The sequence below is a fragment of the Olivibacter sp. EAT-5 genome (genome assembly GCF_044784325.1).
Taxonomy (GTDB): Bacteria; Bacteroidota; Bacteroidia; order Sphingobacteriales; family Sphingobacteriaceae; genus Olivibacter; species Olivibacter oleidegradans.
This window is the reverse complement of record NZ_CP173028.1, coordinates 1927943-1946874: the sequence shown is the minus strand read 5'-3', so window position 1 is coordinate 1946874 and position 18932 is coordinate 1927943. Positions and strand designations below refer to the sequence as shown.

At 41.0% G+C, this 18932-nt stretch carries 15 protein-coding genes; 8 read left to right on the top strand and 7 right to left on the bottom strand.

Going from position 1 to position 18932, the window contains the following annotated elements; translation table 11 throughout:
* The first annotated feature begins 8 nt into the window (after positions 1-8).
* From ACH11B_RS07920 to ACH11B_RS07910, 3 genes are all read left to right on the top strand, one after another.
* Positions 9-1196 carry a serine hydrolase gene (locus ACH11B_RS07920; protein ID WP_013664811.1) on the top strand — a complete coding sequence of 396 codons (1188 nt, stop codon included), beginning with the start codon at positions 9-11 and terminating at the stop codon, positions 1194-1196.
* Between the two features lie 94 nt (positions 1197-1290).
* Positions 1291-1596, top strand: coding sequence for a YbaB/EbfC family nucleoid-associated protein (locus ACH11B_RS07915; RefSeq protein ID WP_377613218.1), 306 nt, complete (start codon positions 1291-1293; stop codon positions 1594-1596).
* Positions 1597-1740: 144 nt separating this feature from the next.
* Positions 1741-2424, top strand: a complete 684-nt coding sequence (locus tag ACH11B_RS07910) for a metal-dependent hydrolase (protein WP_377613217.1) — start codon at positions 1741-1743, stop codon at positions 2422-2424.
* 78 nt (positions 2425-2502) lie between these two features.
* Here ACH11B_RS07910 and ACH11B_RS07905 read toward each other — a convergent pair whose 3' ends face one another.
* From ACH11B_RS07905 to ACH11B_RS07895, 3 genes are all read right to left on the bottom strand, one after another.
* Positions 2503-3657 (bottom strand): toxin-antitoxin system YwqK family antitoxin, encoded by a 1155-nt coding sequence (locus ACH11B_RS07905; protein ID WP_377613216.1) that lies wholly within the window; start codon positions 3655-3657, stop codon positions 2503-2505.
* Between the two features lies 1 nt (position 3658).
* The gene (gene polA, locus ACH11B_RS07900) at positions 3659-6445 is read right to left on the bottom strand and encodes a DNA polymerase I (protein WP_377613215.1); all 2787 of its coding nucleotides are present in this window, start codon (positions 6443-6445) and stop codon (positions 3659-3661) included.
* Between the two features lie 312 nt (positions 6446-6757).
* The gene (locus tag ACH11B_RS07895; protein ID WP_013664806.1) at positions 6758-7447 is read right to left on the bottom strand and encodes an OmpA family protein; all 690 of its coding nucleotides are present in this window, start codon (positions 7445-7447) and stop codon (positions 6758-6760) included.
* A gap of 97 nt (positions 7448-7544) precedes the next feature.
* Here ACH11B_RS07895 and ACH11B_RS07890 point away from each other — a divergent pair, with 97 nt between their 5' ends.
* Entirely contained in the window at positions 7545-10472 is a 2928-nt protein-coding gene (locus tag ACH11B_RS07890; protein WP_377613214.1) for an insulinase family protein, read from the top strand.
* 54 nt (positions 10473-10526) lie between these two features.
* On the opposite strand, the gene ACH11B_RS07885 is transcribed toward ACH11B_RS07890, so the two are convergent.
* Entirely contained in the window at positions 10527-11303 is a 777-nt protein-coding gene (locus ACH11B_RS07885; protein WP_013664804.1) for a hypothetical protein, read from the bottom strand.
* Positions 11304-11489: 186 nt separating this feature from the next.
* On the opposite strand from ACH11B_RS07885, the gene ACH11B_RS07880 reads away from it, so the two are divergent.
* From ACH11B_RS07880 to nadD, 3 genes are read left to right on the top strand one after another with little or no spacing between them, the layout of a single operon-like run.
* Positions 11490-12365 (top strand): YicC/YloC family endoribonuclease, encoded by an 876-nt coding sequence (locus ACH11B_RS07880; RefSeq protein WP_377613213.1) that lies wholly within the window; start codon positions 11490-11492, stop codon positions 12363-12365.
* A gap of 20 nt (positions 12366-12385) precedes the next feature.
* Positions 12386-12952 carry a guanylate kinase gene (gene gmk / locus ACH11B_RS07875; protein ID WP_013664802.1) on the top strand — a complete coding sequence of 189 codons (567 nt, stop codon included), beginning with the start codon at positions 12386-12388 and terminating at the stop codon, positions 12950-12952.
* Between the two features lie 13 nt (positions 12953-12965).
* A complete protein-coding gene (gene nadD, locus ACH11B_RS07870) occupies positions 12966-13541 on the top strand; it encodes a nicotinate (nicotinamide) nucleotide adenylyltransferase (RefSeq protein ID WP_013664801.1) in 576 nt (191 codons plus the stop codon).
* Between the two features lie 59 nt (positions 13542-13600).
* Here the strand turns inward: nadD and ACH11B_RS07865 are convergent, their stop codons facing one another.
* A complete protein-coding gene (locus ACH11B_RS07865) occupies positions 13601-13951 on the bottom strand; it encodes a hypothetical protein (protein ID WP_013664800.1) in 351 nt (116 codons plus the stop codon).
* Positions 13952-14739: 788 nt separating this feature from the next.
* On the opposite strand from ACH11B_RS07865, the gene ACH11B_RS07860 reads away from it, so the two are divergent.
* Positions 14740-16050, top strand: a complete 1311-nt coding sequence (locus tag ACH11B_RS07860; protein WP_377613212.1) for an FAD-dependent oxidoreductase — start codon at positions 14740-14742, stop codon at positions 16048-16050.
* Positions 16051-16106: 56 nt separating this feature from the next.
* Here the strand turns inward: ACH11B_RS07860 and nagB are convergent, their stop codons facing one another.
* Positions 16107-18026: a glucosamine-6-phosphate deaminase gene (nagB, locus tag ACH11B_RS07855; protein ID WP_013664798.1), complete on the bottom strand. Its 1920-nt coding sequence runs from the start codon at positions 18024-18026 to the stop codon at positions 16107-16109.
* 123 nt (positions 18027-18149) lie between these two features.
* Complete coding sequence (gene trpC / locus ACH11B_RS07850) at positions 18150-18932, bottom strand: indole-3-glycerol phosphate synthase TrpC (protein WP_130854518.1); 783 nt, start codon at positions 18930-18932, stop codon at positions 18150-18152.

The following is an 18932-nucleotide window of genomic DNA, read 5'->3' as shown; positions in this document are numbered from 1 at the left end:
TTCATTACGTGTTGAGACGATTATTACTATTTTCACTCCTTTCCTTTATTATATTCGCCGCTTGCAATTCTGCTGAAGAAAAAAAGGCGCAGCAAGCCAAAGAACAAGCAATTACCGATAGTATCAAGCTCATATACCACCCTCGGGATGCAAATAAAGAGGTAGATGCTTTTATGCAGAAACTTCATAAGAAATCGGCGTTTAATGGCAATGTACTGATAGCAAAAAAAGGAAAGATTATTTACGAAAATGCATTTGGTTGGGCTGATTATCTGCGTAAGGACAGCTTGAAGATTCGTTCTCAGTTTGAATTGGCTTCGGTTTCTAAACCATTAACTGCTACCGGTATTTTACTATTGGTACAAGAGGGTAAATTAAAGCTCGACCAGCAAGTGAAGGAGTTTTTCCCCGACTTCCCCTATGAAGGCATTACCGTCCGGATGCTACTAACGCATCGATCGGGCTTGATCAATTATGTTTATTTTACGGATGACCTATGGCCCGACAAGAAAAAAGGGATGACCAACATGGACGTTATGAAGATTCTTGCTGAGCGTAAGCCGGCACCCTATGCCAAACCCGACACTCGGTTTCATTACAACAACTCCAACTTTATGATACTGGGGGCAATTATAGAAAAGGTAAGCGGTCAATCATTTACGGTATTTATGCAAGAGAATATCTTTAGACCCGCGGGAATGAAGAATACGCATGTTTACTCTAAAGCTGATTATGAAAAAATACCTACCGATGTTGTCGGCCATGACAAGGTTTGGCGGAGGTCTGTTGTTCAAAATTTTCACGACGGCCCCGTGGGCGATAAGGGAATTTATAGCACCGTGGAAGATTTATTTCTTTTTGATCGTGCTATGCGTGAAGGGCGATTAATCAATCAAAGTTGGCAAGACTCTGCTTACGCACCACATAACAAAAAGTCCATCAAAGGTGTGTTTAATTATGGCTTTGGTTGGCGTACCTTTGAGCAAGGAAAGGAGCATGTTGTATACCATACAGGTTGGTGGCATGGTTTTAAAAACTTATATGTTAGAGATTTGAAAAACGATGTTACCATTGTTTTGTTAAGTAATATGGCGAACGGAAGTCTTACACATTTAGACGATCTATTTAAAATATTGGATATGCCCGTTATTAGGCAAGGCGCTTATAACGGTAGTGGAGATTATGTTGGAGAATAGGGACTAGTTGAGTGGGGAAATGGTTGAGTAGTTGAGTAGGAACTTAACGACTCAACTACTTAACGTTTTAACAGACAACTAAATATAAAAGAATATGTTCGATAAATTGTTTCAGGCACAGCAAAAGGCCGAAGAAATTAAAAAACGCCTCGACACAATAAGTGTGTCAGGTGAAGTGGAGGGAGGAGCGATTAAAGTAATTGCAACCGCCAATAAAGAAATTAAATCGATTACAATAGACCCAACGTTCCACGAAGGTGCTGATTTGGAGGAAGTGGAAGAGTTATTAGTGGTGGCTATCAACAAAACTCTTCAGCAAGCTGAAAATGTAAGCCAGACCGAAATGCAAGCCGCAACCAAAGACATGTTGGGAGGCTTGGGTGGTATGTTTGGTCAATAGTTTGTCTTATGGGTGGTAAGTTATACGCTTTAAGAATTATGACTATCAACTCATAACGGGTAATGAGCAGTTTTACAAAAGGCAGGCTTTTTTACTTCCTGCCTACCGCAGGCAGGTTTACTTTTAACTTTTTACTTTTAACACATGAAAGCAACATTTTATGGACATGCCACGATTGCCTTGGAGCTAGCTGGCGCCAATGTATTGTTCGATCCTTTTATTACACCAAATGAACAAGCAAAACATATAGACATCAATACGCTGAAGCCTGACTATATTATGCTCAGCCACGCACATGAAGATCATGTAGCAGATGTAGCGGCCATTCAAAAAAACTCGGATGCCACTGTCGTTGCCATCGTAGAAACGGCTGCCTGGGTAGGTCGGCAAGGCATTAGCCAAGATAAGATTATTGCGTTCAATTTTGGCGGTACCCTAAAAACCTCTTTTGGTACAGCCAAAATGGTGTATGCACTACATACCAATGGCACGCCGGATCAGCAATATGGAGGCGTAGCCGCGGGATATCTCATCAAAAGTGGCGATAAAAAAATCTATTTTGCAGGCGATACGGCATTGACGCTGGAGATGAAGCTCTTAGCGGATGAGCAATTGGATTGGGCCATTTTACCCATCGGAGACCATTATACCATGGGCGTGGATGACGCCATTAAAGCCGCTGGTTTTGTTAATTGCAAGAATATTATCGGGATACACTATAACACCTTTCCTCCTATTAAAATCAATGAAGAAGAAGCCAAGCAAAAATTTGCTGCCGCCGGTTTAAACCTTCATTTGCTAGCAATCGGAGAATCGATAACCTTGTAAAAAAGATAAGGTGCACAAGCATCTCAAGTTGCGCATAGAATCAATCAATTAGCTAATTATTACATTAGCTAATTGACGTTATATTCCCTTTTCCCGCTGTATTTGTAAATTGTAAAAGCGGAGCCGTCCACTTTCCTCGTCCACCATTGCGTCTACAGTAATATTGAAAACATCATCGATATAGTCAGTCTCGCCGTAAGAAGGAATCCAATAACTGATATTCTGTAAGGCATTAGCCATGATTTTATCGCCGTCTTTCTCCGCTAAGCCCTTAACGATCTCCAGTTCGCGCAGACTTCCTGTTTTGTCAACACTCGCCTTTATTTCGAGCTTGGCAGGTCCGGTGAGTAACCCGCGAGAATCATAAATAGCGAAAGCGGCCTCTAGTTTCTTCATCATGAACATAGAAAAATCCTGGTTCTCATCTATGGTGCAATTCTTGCTGACCATTCCTTCCGCCTGAAGGAAGAACAAGGAGGGACCGATCTGTATCCGCGATCCGTTCTTATAGGGAACCCCGGTAATTTCATCATAACCTCCTTTAAACACGCCCTCTTCAAATCGCTCATAGCCTGCGTAGTCGCGTTCATTTTTAGGATATACCAGAAAAATATTCCAATTACCATCCGGCTTTCCCGATTTAATGTTCCCTTGATAGTCGGTAAAGGTGTAGCCATATTCGTTGTAACCCTCAGCCTTTACCGAAAACTCATATTTTCCATTTCCATCTTTCACGCGTTGACGTCTTTTGGTATCCCAATAATTTTGGACAAAAGCTCCCTCCTCTTTATAAAGAATTTCCAGCATCGGCAGGCCATCCGGATAATTATAGCGAGAGACCCCCTCGGCCTTACCATTTTTAAAGGTAGTTGTCCACTTTATCTGTCCATTGGCAAAATAGGCCGTGAAAACACCCTCTTTTTTGCCTTGGAAATAATTCCCTGTCAGGATCACTTTGCCATCGTTATTGTAATCGGTAAAAGGACCGTCGAAGCTTTTGATCGAAATATTATATTTACCCACTCGCTCGATGGATTTAAATTGGCAAAATTTATCGACCAGAAAATAATGTTCATCGAAATAGAACTGCGTCGTGCCGTCCGTCAACTGTTCAAAATAGATAGGTTTAATTTCCGTACTATCTGTTTGCGCCCTTAAGCGTGGCCCAATTAATAGACTGCTGATCAGCAGCAGCCCTATTTTAAAAATCGTTTTCTTTTGTTTGATTTTCATTCTAGTGTGCTTCAAGCCAATTTTGCCCTTCACCAATTTCCACCACAATGGGAACTTCTGTTTTTAAAGCTCCCTTCATACGCGCTTCTATAATTTCCTTAAACGCTGCAACCTCATTCCTTGGTACGTCAAACACCAATTCATCATGTACTTGCATTGTCATTTTTCCTTTAAGATTAGCTTGCTGAATATCTTGATGAATGTGAATCATCGCAATTTTAATCAAATCGGCGGCCGATCCCTGTATAGGGGCATTGATCGCATTTCGCTCTGCAAAACCTCGTACCGTAGCGTTAGCCGAATTAATGTCTCTCAGGTAACGTCGACGTTTTAACAGCGTTTCTACATAACCGTGCTCTTTAGCAAAGGCGATGGTATTATTCATATAATCACGGATGCCCGGATACTGAATAAAATATTGTTCAATCATATCCGCTGCTTCCCGACGCGGGATTCCTAAGCTTTGCGACAGACCAAATGCCGATTGCCCATAAATAATCCCGAAGTTCACCGCCTTTGCATTCCGTCTTTGATTACCGGTAACTTCCTCCAAACCTACGCCATACACCTTGGCCGCTGTCGCTGTGTGAATATCCAAGCCCTTTGCAAAAGCATCCAGCATATTGGCATCTTTACTGATCTCTGCAATTAAGCGAAGTTCAATCTGCGAATAGTCGGCCGAAAGGATAACATGCTCGTCATCACGTGCAATAAAAGCTTTCCGAACTTCTCTTCCCCGCTCTGTGCGAATCGGGATATTTTGAAGATTGGGGTTGTTTGAACTTAACCTTCCAGTTGCGGCCACCGCCTGGTTATAAGAGGTATGTACACGTCCGGTTTTCGTATTGATCAACTGGGGTAGCGCGTCAACATAAGTTGACCGCAGCTTTTGTAACTGCCTATATTCCAGTATATCCTGCACAATGTCACTCTTATTGGCAAGCGCCATGAGTACATCCTCTCCCGTTTGATATTGACCTGTCTTTGTCTTCTTTGCTTTTGGATCAAGCTGCAATTTATCAAATAAGACCTCTCCTAACTGTTTAGGGGAAGCAATATTAAAAGGCACACCTGCCTTCTCATAAATTCTTGCCTCCAGTATTTGGACTTCATTCTGTATCGCCAAGGAGAAGTCGGATAGTGCCTTCACATCGATCCGAACGCCTACCCTTTCCATATCTACCAATACCGGTACAAGTGGAAACTCCACTTCATGTGCCAGCTTATCAGCCTCAACCTTAATAAGCATGGGTTCAAAAATCTCTTTCAGCTGTAAAGTGATATCCGCATCCTCTGCGGCATAATCGCCAACCGTTTTAGGGTCTACATCGCGCATATTTAATTGCCCTTTGCCTTTTGGGCCGATTAACGTGGTAATGGACACCGGTGTATACCCCAAGTAATTTTCCGATAACACGTCCATTCCATGCCTAGTCTCGGGATCAATGAGATAATGAGCCAACATGGTATCAAAAAGCTCACCTGCAACCTTCACATCATACCAGCTCAAAACCAATATGTCGAACTTTAGATTTTGTCCGATTTTACCGATCGCAGGGTTTTCGAAAACAGGCTTAAATTGCTGAACCAATGCATGAGCCTCTTTTTGATCCGCTGATGCGGGTACATACCACGCTTGGCCTTTTTCTACCGAAAAGCTAAGTCCAACTAATTCGCAGCAATTAGCATCGGTACCGGTGGTTTCCGTATCGAAACAAAAAGACTTCTGGCTCGCTAAAAGTGCCAGCAATTCGTTCAGTTTTTCCTCGCTATCCACGAAGGTATAACTATGCTCCGTATTGCCGATATGGTTTCCCGGAGCAGGCGGTATTGTTGCTTCCGGTGCAGGCGTTGCGCTTTCTCCGGATGAGAAGAGATCCATTTGGCCACCGGCAGACACTTTATTGTCTACGACATTAAACTCTTCTCCAAACACTCGCTTACCCAATGTTCTGAATTCCAATTCCGCAAATAACGGCTCCAATAAATCTTTATTGGCCTCCCTTATCATCAAGGTTTCAGCCTCAAATTCGACAGGCACATCGAGGATAATCGTTGCCAGCTTTTTTGAAATAAGTCCTTGTTCAGCATAGGTTTCGATATTTTCTTTTAGCTTTCCTTTCAATTGATCGCTATTGGCAATTATTCCCTCAACCGATCCAAAATCCTGGATCAATTTTTTTGCTGTTTTCTCGCCAACTCCAGGGATGCCGGGTATATTATCAACCGCATCACCCCACAGACCTAAGATATCAATTACCTGCTCTACTCTTTCGATTTCCCACTTCTCTAACACTTCCTTTACGCCCAGTATTTCATGTCCGTTTCCCATACGGGCAGGCTTGTAAATTTTGATATGATCGCTTACAAGCTGTGCATAATCTTTGTCAGGCGTCATACAAAAGACTTCAAAACCCGCTTGCTCTGCTTTTTTTGCCAAAGTCCCAATAATATCATCGGCCTCAAAACCGTCCATGGTAATCACCGGAATATTGAAACCTTCAATTAATCGAAAAATATAGGGAATAGCCGCTGCCAAATCTTCGGGCATAGCCTCCCGATGGGCTTTATACGCCTCGAAAGAGGTATGACGCTCTGTTGGCGCTTCGGTATCAAACACGACCGCCATGTGCGATGGGTTTTCCTTTTTTAGTACTTCCAATAAAGTATTCGTAAAGCCCATAATAGCGGAAGTATTCAATCCTGTAGAGGTAAAGCGAGGACTTTTACTTAATGCGAAATGAGCCCGGTATATCAGAGCCATACCATCTAACAAAAAAAGTTTCATTGGAATATGTTTATTCGTTATCGTTCAATCTTGGACTTAGTAAGAAGACATTTTCTATCCCCTCCCATCGTTGGATACAAAGTTAACAGAATAGGCCGATTTTGAAATATCACTTGCTAATTCCATCAGGAATTTCGCTTTTAAAAAAGAAAGGTTTTTATTAGTTTATTTTTATAACTGTTCTTTATGCTTGATCATAAAGGCCCGAACGACTGAGGAGCTTTGCGCTGAGCTTCTATGCATACCTTTAAAACAAAAAAAGAGTAAGCTTAAAATCGCTTACTCTCTTGAGTATGTAGTGAATGTTTTAGGCTACATTGAACTTTGCTGCTTCGCCTCTTCCTTCATCTTTTCGTTAGCAACAATTACGATTTCTACGCGACGATTCTGCGCGCGTCCGGCTTCGGTACTATTATCAGCAATTGGCTCATTAAAGCTTTTTCCTTCTGTCTTTGCCCGGCTAGAGGATAATCCTTGTGCCACTGCATAATTTTTTACAGCGGCAGCCCTACGTTCCGATAGTCCCTGATTATACTCCGCTGTTCCTTTGTTGTCAGTGTGACCTATAATCAAAATGTCGGTATCAGGATTGTCGTTCAACGACTTAACCAAGTTCTTAATGTTAGTTTGGGCTTCCGGCTTTAAGGCTGTTTGGTCAAATCCGAATAAGATGCCTGAATCGAATTTGACAATGATACCTTCACCTGCTTGTACGACTTCCGCACCGTCTACTGTCCGCTCAATTTCTGCGGCCTGTTTGTCCATTTTCTTTCCAATCAACCCACCGGCCACTCCACCAAGAGCTCCACCGATGATGGCTCCCACAGCCGTATTACCTGCTTTTTTACCAATAAGCGCACCTAATCCTGCTCCACCTACGGCACCTATACCTGCACCTTTTTGGGTGTTATTCATGGATTTAACTGTATTACAGCTGGTGAATAACATACTTGATGTAGCCAGTGCCACACCAAAAATAGCTATGTTCTTTTTTATGCTCATTTTAATATTTTTTGATGACGTTAAAAGTTATACAAACCAAGTGCCAAAAAGTTTTTGATTTAAAACATTAACTTTAGGCCAAGTTAATTTCACACATATGAAACATACAAATATACTATCCATTCTATTTCTTTTTATAGGCATAGGCACTTTATTCGGGCAGCAGGCATACGAATGGAAGACCGCTACTAGCGACGGTTATACTTACCGTTACGTCACAAACGACCCCACGCAGTCTAGATTTTATACCTTAAAGAACGGTCTTACCGTAATTTTAAGCCCTTCTACGAAAGAACCACGAATTCAAACCTATATAGCGGTCAAAGCAGGAAGTAAAACGGACCCGGCAAGCCATACCGGTTTAGCGCACTATCTTGAGCATCTACTCTTTAAAGGTACGGACAAATTTGGAACCTTAACGTGGTCGAAAGAACAGCCTTTGCTAAACCAGATTGATAAATTATATGAGCAATATAATTCAACAACCGACTCAGCGAAACGAAAAGCGATTTATACCGAAATTGACCGGGTTTCAGGTGAAGCGGCAAAATTCGCTATCGCTAATGAATATGATAAGTTGATGGCCAACATGGGCTCGCAAGGGAGCAACGCTTTTACATCATTTGAACAGACCGTTTACATCGAAAACATCCCCTCTTCGTCCATCGATAAGTTTTTAGCCGTACAGGCGGAGCGATTTCGGAATCCGATTTTCAGAATTTTTCACACCGAATTGGAGGCTGTCTATGAAGAAAAGAACAGGGGCTTGGATAATGATGGCACTAAGGTATTCGAATCCATGTTTGAAAATCTATTTCCAAACAGCTATGGTAAGCAAACAACCATTGGGACGATCGAACATTTAAAGAATCCTTCTTTAATTGCAATCAGAGATTATTATCGAACATACTATGTCCCCAATAATATGGCCATCATTATGTCGGGAGATTTTAATCCAGATCTCGTGATAAAAAAAATCGATACTGGCTTTTCCTTTATGAAGGAGAAAGAAGTACCGGCCTACCACTTTGAACCTGAAAAGGAAATGGTAACACCAATTCTTAAGGAAGTGGTTGGGCCAACACCTGAAAGTGTGATGATTGGCTACCGCTTTCCGGGATCTCAGAGTAAGGACACCCAATTACTAGAGCTGATCGGAAGCATTCTTACCAATGGTAACGCCGGTCTGTTCGATCTCAATTTAGTTAAAAAACAACGCCTGCTTTCTGCCGCAGCCTTTCCTTATGTACTCAAAGATTATAGTACGCTACTCTTGCAAGGAAGGCCTATGAAAGGTCAATCATTGGATGAGGTAAAACAGCTGATGCTGGACGAGATTGAAAAGCTCAAAACAGGCATGTTCTCTGATGAGCTTTTAATTGGCATCCTTAATAACGCCAAAAAGTATACTATCGAGTCGAACGAAAGCTACAGATCCAGAGCAAGCAGCCTGATGGATGCCTTTACATCGGATATAGATTGGCGACGAATGGTCGCTTATAACAGTACACTGGCGACAATCACGAAGCAAGACATCATGCTTTTCGCAAAGAAATACTTAAATAATAATTATGTCGCCGTCTATAAGAAGAAGGGGGAGGATAAAAGTATAAAGAAAGTTGAGAAACCGGCAATTACACCGGTTGAAGTGAACAGAGATGCTCAATCTGCTTTTTTGAAGCAAGTGAATGAGATGCCGGAAACACCGGTCGCTCCTATGTGGATCGATTACGGCAAAGATATTAATCGAGACCGAATTAATGGGCTAACGCTCTTGTCGGTGGAAAATAAAACGAACGATATTTTCCGCTTGAGCTATCGATTAGAAATGGGTAGCTATCACAACAAATTACTGCCCATTGCCGCCGAATATTTACAATATATTGGTACATCGACAAAAAGCGCAGAGGATATCAGTAAGGCCTTTTATCAAATTGCATCATCCTTTGATGTTAACGTTTCTTCGGAAGTTAGCTCCATTAGCTTAGATGGTTTGCAGGAGAATTTCGGACAAGCGGTCGGGTTACTGGAGGATTTATTGAAAAATTGCCAGCCGGATGAACAAGCTTGGCAGCGTTTAAAATCGCGTCTGAAGAAAGCACGTGAGGATGCTAAACTGGATAAAAGTGCTATCTTAAAAGGCTTGGTGAGTTACGCCCAGTATGGTGCAAAAAATCCATTTAATTACGTGTTAACAGATGAAGAACTGGAAGCAGTTCAAGCCGGTGAATTAACGGATATTTTGCACGATCTGATAAACTACGAACATCAGGTTATCTACTATGGCCCTAAGAGTACGGCATCGCTAAGCAGTGAATTAAGCGCTTTGCATGTTACAGCCAGTCCCCTAAAGGCTTATCCAGCTCCGGTAAAGTTCGAAAAGACGACGCAGAATGAATCAAAAGTATATTTTGCACATTATGATATGGTACAAGCTGAAATCGATTGGTTCAGAAATTCTGATGTGTATGATCCGGATAAAACGGCGGTTATTCAACTTTTTAATAACTATTTTGGTGGCGGGATGAGCGGTATTGTTTTTCAAACGATTCGGGAATCTAAAGCACTTGCCTATTCTACCTATGCGGTTTACTCTTCTCCGAGTAAGAAGGATGATCGTTACAGTATTCTGGCTTACGTAGGCACACAGGCGGATAAACTGAAGGAGGCTATATCAGGAATGAACGAGCTGCTCCACGATTTGCCTGCCTCTGAAAAAGTCTTCAATACCAGCAAAGAAGGGTTACTCAGGTCGCTCGAAACCAGCCGTATTACAGAAGATGGCATTATTTATTCTTTCTTAAATGCGCAGCGATTAGGTGTCGATTATGATATGCGTAAGAAAGTATATAATGAAGTGAAAGATATGAATTTTTCGGACCTGCAGTATTTTCATCGTAGTGAGTTTAAGGGAAAGGCCTATTCATATTGCATCGTAGGAAGCAGAGAACGTGTGAAAAACACGGATCTCGCAGCATATGGGAAGGTGCAAGAGCTTGATCTGAAAACGCTTTTTGGCTACTAAATCTCTGAGAAGAGCTGTTTGAAAATGACAAATCAAACAGCTCTTGCAAACGAACTAGTATTCCTTTTTATTGAGTTGTTGTTCAGGAATGGGAATCTTCGGCAAGGTTTCTGCCTTTGGTCTACCATCGCGTTCAAATTTTTCCAGAGACGCCTTTAGATAATCCCGAATATCGTACTCATTCCAGTACCTACACTGCTCGTAACTCGGACGGTAGAGCGACATAAAATTCATGAGATCATCTCCCTGCAAACCGGTAATCTCGCCAACATTATATTTATTGAATTTTTTATCGACCTCAGTCTCTTTTATTTCATTCTGCGCATAATTGTTGAATCTTCTGGCATTCTTTGCTGACCGACTGAAAGTACCATACAAAGCGCTTAATGGATTAAAGAAGTAGGCCAATGCCTTAGGCTTGCGAGCCCCATAGGGTGTCTGCTTTTCGTAATCCTCCAATATATCCTGAAGCTCTTCTTTTCTGGTTTTGCCCGTAACCGTGACCGTTTCCAATTCAATGGTGGGATTTAAACTTACCACAATATTTTTGGGATCGGTAATACGATAATACTCTGATGAATAGGCATACTTAGTAACTATAAGCGTATCCCCAGCCTTAGCAGGAATGACAAAACCGCCCTCACTGTTTGAAATCGCTTTCTCCAAGGTCCTTCTATTAGTAATTGTAGCTTCCGCGACTCTCTTTGGGGTGCCTTTCTCCAGAACTATTCCTTCAAGTGTCTCCTGCGCGTGTACCAAGGAGCCCAAACTAAGTAAAAATAGTGTCAGAACGGTGTTATATATGCTTTTAAAGTGTTTTTTGCGCTCCATACTTCTCCTCGGTAAACATAACAAATCATTTGCATTAATAGTGCTAAAAAATGTTAAATTAGCTAGTGACTATCAGTTACCGACAGTTGTCCCGTCATTATGATCCCATTAGCTAATTACCTACGATGAACAACGATATCATTACCTGATGTTCGCAAATGTCAAGCATTTTATCTAAGTTTGCATATGATAAAATCAATGACCGGATTTGGTTTAGGGACCAAAGAAAGTGCCAAAGCGAAATATACGGTAGAAATTAAGTCGCTAAACTCAAAATATTTAGAACTTAATCTGAAGTTACCTAAAACTTTCTCTGAAAAAGAGCTATTCCTTCGTAACGAGTGTACTAAACTGATTGAACGGGGGAAGGTCAATATAACGGTCAACGTCGAATATGCCGATGCCGCAGCGAAGGCGGCCACCATTGATGGCGGTTTGTTGAAAAATTACTATCACCAACTAAAAGCCATTGCAACAGACCTTGGCGATCCTACGGAAAATATATTCGAATTAGCACTGAATTTGCCGGAGGTCATAAGCTACGCCGAAGAGGCTGCCGATGAAGAAGAATGGCAAGATTTGCTGGATACATTTTATTTAGCATTGGAGAAATTCCAACAATTTCGGTCGGATGAAGGAAAAGTTCTCAAAGATGATCTTTTTAAACGAAACCAAACCATTTTGGAGCTTCTATTAACCGTAGAAAGCCAAGAAGTAGCTCGGATTCCATTAATCAGAGAACGTATCAGTAATTATATGGAAGAGGCCGTAGGCGGAGAAAATGTTGATAAAAATCGTTTCGAACAAGAGTTGATTTATTATATTGATAAGTTAGATATAACAGAGGAAAAGGTCAGATTGCGAAGCCATTGCGAGTACTTTGGTAAGATCCTGACTGCACCGGATGCAAATGGAAAAAAATTAGGTTTTATCTCCCAGGAGATGGGACGTGAAATCAATACGCTTGGATCGAAGGCAAATAACGCGCAGATTCAGCAGACGGTTGTTCAAATGAAGGAAGAGCTGGAAAAAATTAAGGAACAATTACTAAATATTTTATAGAATAAACTTGTCATTACCGGATGGAAGGAAAGCTAATTATCTTCTCCGCACCCTCAGGCGCTGGAAAAACAACAATAGTAAAGTGGTTACTGGAAAAATTTAATGACAAGATTGCCTTTTCAATCTCTGCTAGCACAAGAGAGCCCCGTGATGGCGAAGTGAATGGAAAGGATTATTACTTCATCACTAAAGAAGAGTTCTTACACCGCATTGCAAAAAAGGAGTTTGTAGAATTCGAGGAGGTATATTCCGGCACTTTTTATGGTACACTACGTGCTGAAATAGAACGCATTTGGATGGAAGGAAAAGCGGTTATCTTCGATATTGATGTCATTGGAGGCTTGCATTTAAAGAAAAAATTCGGCGAAAATGCGCTTGCAATTTTTGTACAGCCGCCTTCATTGGATGTGTTGGTAGAAAGATTACGTGGAAGAGGAACGGATACAGAAGAGAAACTTAAGGAGCGCATTGAAAAGGCCGGGAAAGAATTGGCTTATGCAGAGAAGTTTGATGTTATCCTAAAAAATGACGATCTTGACAAAGCGTGCCAAGAGGCGTCTGAATTATTGCTTGATTTTTTGAAATAAGGCGATTAACGGAATGCAGAAAATAGGACTTTTTTTTGGTTCATTTAATCCTATTCATATTGGCCATTTAATTATTGCTAATTACATGGCCAATTATACCGACCTTTCGGAGGTGTGGCTGGTGGTTTCACCGCATAACCCACTAAAAAGGAAGGATAGCCTTCTGAATATGTATGATCGATTGGAAATGGTAAACTTGGCCATTGATAATACAGACCGCATACGAGCAAGTGATATTGAATTCCGTCTTACGCAACCTTCCTATACCATTGACACCTTAATCCACCTCAAGGAACGTTACCCTACCAAAGATTTCGTTTTGATTATGGGTTCCGACAACCTAGTTACATTGAAGAAGTGGAAAAACTACGAAATCATTTTACGTGATTTTTTCGTTTATGTATATCCAAGACCTGGTTATGACGCGGGCGAATGGGCGGAACATCCCCGAATTACTTTTACTGAAACGCCGTTAATGGAAATATCATCCACTTTTATTCGAAATGCCATAAAAGATCATAAAAGCGTAAAGTATTTTTTACCGGATAAAGTATTGGACTTTATTGATAAAAAAGGCGTTTATTTGTAGTTGGCATCGGCTATCAGCAGTCAGTTGCTACCTATTCGTTATCCCGGATCAATTATGAACTAATTCCCCAATTCTTCCAGCTCTGCTTTCTCGTCAATAGGTACATCGAGTATGAATGCATCGTAATCGGCAGCATCTTGATCTGAATAGGTGCCATAGGCATTTAAAAGAAATCCTTTTTTACCATCGTTCGTTTCTATAGCGTATAAAACAGACATATCGGCAGGATCACTTTCCCCTTCAAAACGGTAATTTCGAACAATGGTTAAGTCTTGTGGTTGGTAAACGGGCGATTTCAGGTTACCCAAATAAGCCCCTTCTTTTTTTATCGTGATTTCTTCGCCATATCCTTTAGCGGCTAATTTATTCATAACCTGTGAAAGTGGCGTCATAGATGCAGATGTACTCATAATTTCCTGATATGATATTTCAAACTAAGTATATAACAGTGATTGTTAATAAATAGTTTGCTTATCGCTTAAATGAATTATTTAGAGATTTCGCTTTTCATGTATGTTTGGTGTTAGTATTAGAAGAATATGACTATCGGCTTTTTGCCCTAAAACAGGGATCGATTTAACACATAGATGAATTGTTTATATTAAAGGAACGTTTTTTTTGTCACTTTTATTCGTTATCGTTTGTTTTAAAAGGCACTCATGCTACTTCGTGGTTTCCGCAAAAAGTAACCAAAAACTCATCACTTGGAACTTTGCTATAAAAGTAGTGCCTCAACGTGCAAACCGCAAATTTCCTAGGTGATATTTTAGCAGAACGTTGGGCTTTTACTTTTAACCGGACGTATTATTTCTTCAGCCCTAAATATTAGCCCTGTGCGCTGGAAGAATGGCCTTGGAGGATACCGACGTAACGAGCCGCAAAGCATTTGCATGTCTGTTCATACGGCAATATCCAAGCGGATTGAGGAAGTGAAACGGCTCCAATACGCGCCAGCGATGCTTTGCCATCGGTTGCAAGGTAGCCTACATGAGCCTTGATTTTGCTCAACTTTTATCAAGAAAAGTTGATTAAAATAATCGTTCTATTTTTAAGTAAAACCGACCAAGGGAGCTCCCAAAGCAATCCCACTTATCTTTAGGTATTATTCCCGATAGTCATTTAGAATTGGAAATTATTCATCATCTGCGTAACTTGCAGGCAAACGGAACAGACCTAACAGCAATTCATTCTATGCAAGATGGTAAATAGACTTTTCTTCTTGATTTTATGCTGTTCAATACCCTTTCAGGGAACGGCACAAAAAAGTAAAAAGCCCCCTAAGCCACAAGTACTGGTATACGGACATGGAGCCGATGCTTTTTCTGCAGCCATGCAGTCTGCACAATCCGGTGTTGAAACTTATTGGATAGTAGATTCAACCAATATAGGAGGGGCGCTAATACAAGGTGAAACGAAAAGCATTTTATCCAATCACCTACTCGATGTTGGGACCTGGGCATTTTTTTTAAAGGGAATTGCTAATGTTAAAGAAATCTCGGATTCTGCATTATTTGCTGCAAAAAAACATATAGCGCCTAGAATAGCACAAAACGTTTTTGAAAACAGCGCAGACACGATTAAGCGATTATCTTATAAAAAAAATCTTACGATTTCTGCTATAGAGAAATCGGGTAAAGGATGGCAGATCACACTAAGCAACAGGGAAAAAATAAAAGTAAGGGCCATAGTAGATGCTACCGATAAAGCTTCGCTATTAAGTTTATTAAAGGAAAAGGATATTAAAGATAAGGAATATTTTCCTTCTGAACTGGTTAAGCAAATCAACTATGATTCATCTTTATACAGAACGGGGATTGCTGTCGGACAAATAGGAAAACAGATTTTCAATATACCGCTAAGCAATCTGTTGCCCGACAGTTCACTAAGAAACTATTTCTCAACAAAACCGAATGAGAAGCTATTATCCCCCGATAATATAGAGCGGATACCGCTATTGATGTTGCGCGCACAAGCCTGCGGTGCTGCAGCAGCTTACTGTGCTTTTTTTAATACTACCTCTGACAAAATTAATGTCAGGACATTACAGGGCGAGCTTTTAGCCTTTAAGAGTTTTATGATGCCTTTTCAGGACATCCGTTTATCCGATGTACATCACCCGCAGATCCAACGAGTTGGAGCCACTGGTATCCTGCGGGGTGTCTATAAAAATAACGAAAACTCTTTTCAGTTTTCTCCCGACAGCCTGGTGTCTTCAAAAGAAGTCGAATTTCCCATCAAACAGTTATATACCAGAAGTCAGATATGGTTTAAAGACAAAGATATCCCGGTATTTAAGTTAAGTGACTTATTGGATTTAATAAAGTATGTTGCCAATAGGGGAGAGGAGTTAAATGCTGAAGTTGAGAAAGGTTGGATAAAACGCTTTAAATTTAAAGGTTCTTACGATCCGGAACGAAAACTAAGTCGTAGAGAATTTGCAGTTTTAGTTGACACGTATTTACAGCCCTTTCATGTTCGCGTTAATTTGAAAGGCGAATTACAATATTAGATTGAGGTTTGTTCAAGCATCTCAATAGATACTTAAACAAACCCAATCTGTATTCATTAAAATTTCCAGCGAACAAAAGCCTCAATGGCTTCATAATCCGCTAAACCTAGTTCATCGTATTTTCTCGCCGTTTCACTGGTTCTATCCTCGGCACGTACCCAGAACTCACGAGCATCATCTCCCGGAAACACAGGCAGATCTTTTTGTGATTGATGTTTAAAAATAGCGTGGCGTTTCCGAATCACTTCTTGTGGTGACAAGGGAACGGCCATTTCTATTTCATGAATCTCAAACTCGTGCCATGCCCCTCTATATAGCCACAACCAGCAATCTTTTGTCCACTCCTCCGTTTTACTTAATCGGGTCAACGCTTCCAAAATAATGTCGAAACAAACTTTATGCGTTCCATGCGGATCGGCAAAATCACCGGCTGCAAAAACCTGATGCGGTTTGATTTGCTGCAATAACTCCATCGTCTTTACGATATCGTCCTCATAAGATACAACCTTTGAAAATTTGCCCCTATCGTAAAAAGGTAAATCCTGAAAATGGATATTTTCGTCAGGCAGACCGGCAAATCGGGCACCCGCTATTGCTTCTCCTTTACGAATTAGCCCCTTAATGGTACGGATTTCTTCTGTATCAATTTGGTTCGGTTTTTTGGCTGCTATAAATCTTCGGGTTTCGTTATATAATGCTTCTAATTTTTCCGTCCCTAAATTCAGCGACTTTGTAAAGTCAGTAGCAAATTCTATATACCGTAAGACATCATCATCCCAAACAGCTGTGTTCCCGGAAGTCTGATAAGCAACGTGTACATTATGTCCCTGATCAGCCAAACGTATAAAAGTACCACCCATAGAAATTACGTCATCATCCGGGTGTGGTGAAAAGATAATCGCATTTTTCCTCGCAGGCACTGCACGTTCAGGACGCTGACTATCATCCGCGTTAGGTTTCCCTCCCGGCCAACCGGTAATCGTATGTTGAAGCTGATTAAAAATATCTATATTAATGTTATAAACCGGCCCTTTTTCCGTGGCCAATTGCGCCATGCCATGGTTGTTGTAATCTTCTTCGGTTAATTTGAGAATTGGCTTTTTAACCGTTTGGGCCAACCAAATTACTGCCTTTTTTATGGTTTTAGAGTTCCAAACACAGTCTTTGACCAACCAAGGCGTGTTGAAACGAGTCAATTCACTTGCGGCTCCCTCATCCAAAACGAATTCAACATTATCAGAAAGCTGAAGGAAGGTTGCGGGCACATCCGAAGACATTTCCCCCTCCACTGCCTTTTTAACAATTTCGGCCTTAACAGGACTCCAAGCCATCAAAATGATTTCGCGAGCCTTAAAAATGGTACCGATACCCATAGTAATAGCCTTCGTTGGCACGTTCTCCTTCCCCCCAAAATCGCGAGACGCATCTCGACGGGTAAGGTCGTCCAAAGTAACCAAACGGGTACCTGAATTCGGGGCCGAACCAGGCTCATTGAAACCTATGTGGCCGGTTCTACCGATTCCTAAAAGTTGAAAATCCAAACCACCCAGTTCACTGATCTTACGCTCATACTCCATACAATAGGTCGGTATGTCCGATAGATCGAGTGTTCCATCAGGGATGTTAATATTTTCCCGCTTAATATCGATATGATCAAATAAGTTTTTGTTCATAAAGGTAACATAACTCTGGGCAGAGTCGGGTTGCATGGGATAATATTCATCCAAATTAAAAGTAGTAACGTTTTGAAAGCTTAGTCCTTCTTCGCGGTGAAGTCGCACGAGCTCTGCATAAACTTGAACAGGAGTTGCACCTGTAGCGAGACCTAATACGGCCTGCTCACCTTTTTCTTGCTTTTCTTTAATTAGGGTTGCAATACGAGCAGCGACAGCTAATGAGGCTGCCTTTGAATTTTTGTAAACGGTTACGGGGAGTTTCTCGAAACGCGTTTCTTCCAATAGATTTAATCTAGCCATTTTTGAGGATAGTTTCATTTAAGGTGAGACGCAAAAATAACGAAATATTATATACCTCATAATAAATTGACTAGCTTTTTGGCAGATGTTCATCTTTTTGTGTAAAGCAATCGACTGCGTAAATTATAATTCGTTCACGAACTGTTTAATCGATGCTGAAGGGTCCGTTGTTTTCATGAAGTTTTCACCGATCAAGAACGCCTGAAAACCCGCCTTTTTCAATTGCTTAATAACAAGAGGATCGCTTATGCCGCTTTCCGAAACTTTAACAAAGGATTCCGGGATGCGGTTCACCAGCGCTAACGAATGATCAATTGATACTGTAAAATCTTTAAGGTTTCGGTTGTTTACGCCAATAGCATCTACCGTGTCGAATAAATTCGTTTCCAGCTCCTGCTGGTTATGTACTTCTAAAAGCACATTCAAACCTAAGTTTTTAGCATATTTGGCCAGCGATTCCACCTCTTCATTATTTAAAACAGCGGCTATTAACAATATGATATCGGCACCATATGCTTTTGCTTCGGCTATCTGATATTCGTCAATGATAAAATCTTTTCGTAACAAAGGTACATTCACCGTTTCCCGAGCTTTTATTAAATCTTGTAAACTGCCCTTAAAGAAATCACGATCTGTTAAAACTGAAATGGCGGAGGCACCTGCCTCTGCATATCCCCTGGTAACTTCTTCAACGGTAACCTGATCATTGATTACGCCTTTTGATGGAGAGGCTCTCTTATATTCTGCAATAATGCCGGTTCTCTGCGGATCAAGTACCGAGTCTCTGAGATTGTAACAAGTACGATCGAAAAGTGGCCGACGCATCAGGTCATCTATTGTTACTTGCTGTTTAGCAATTAATAGTTCTTCTCTTTTTCTGCTTATAATCTTATCCAGTATATTCAT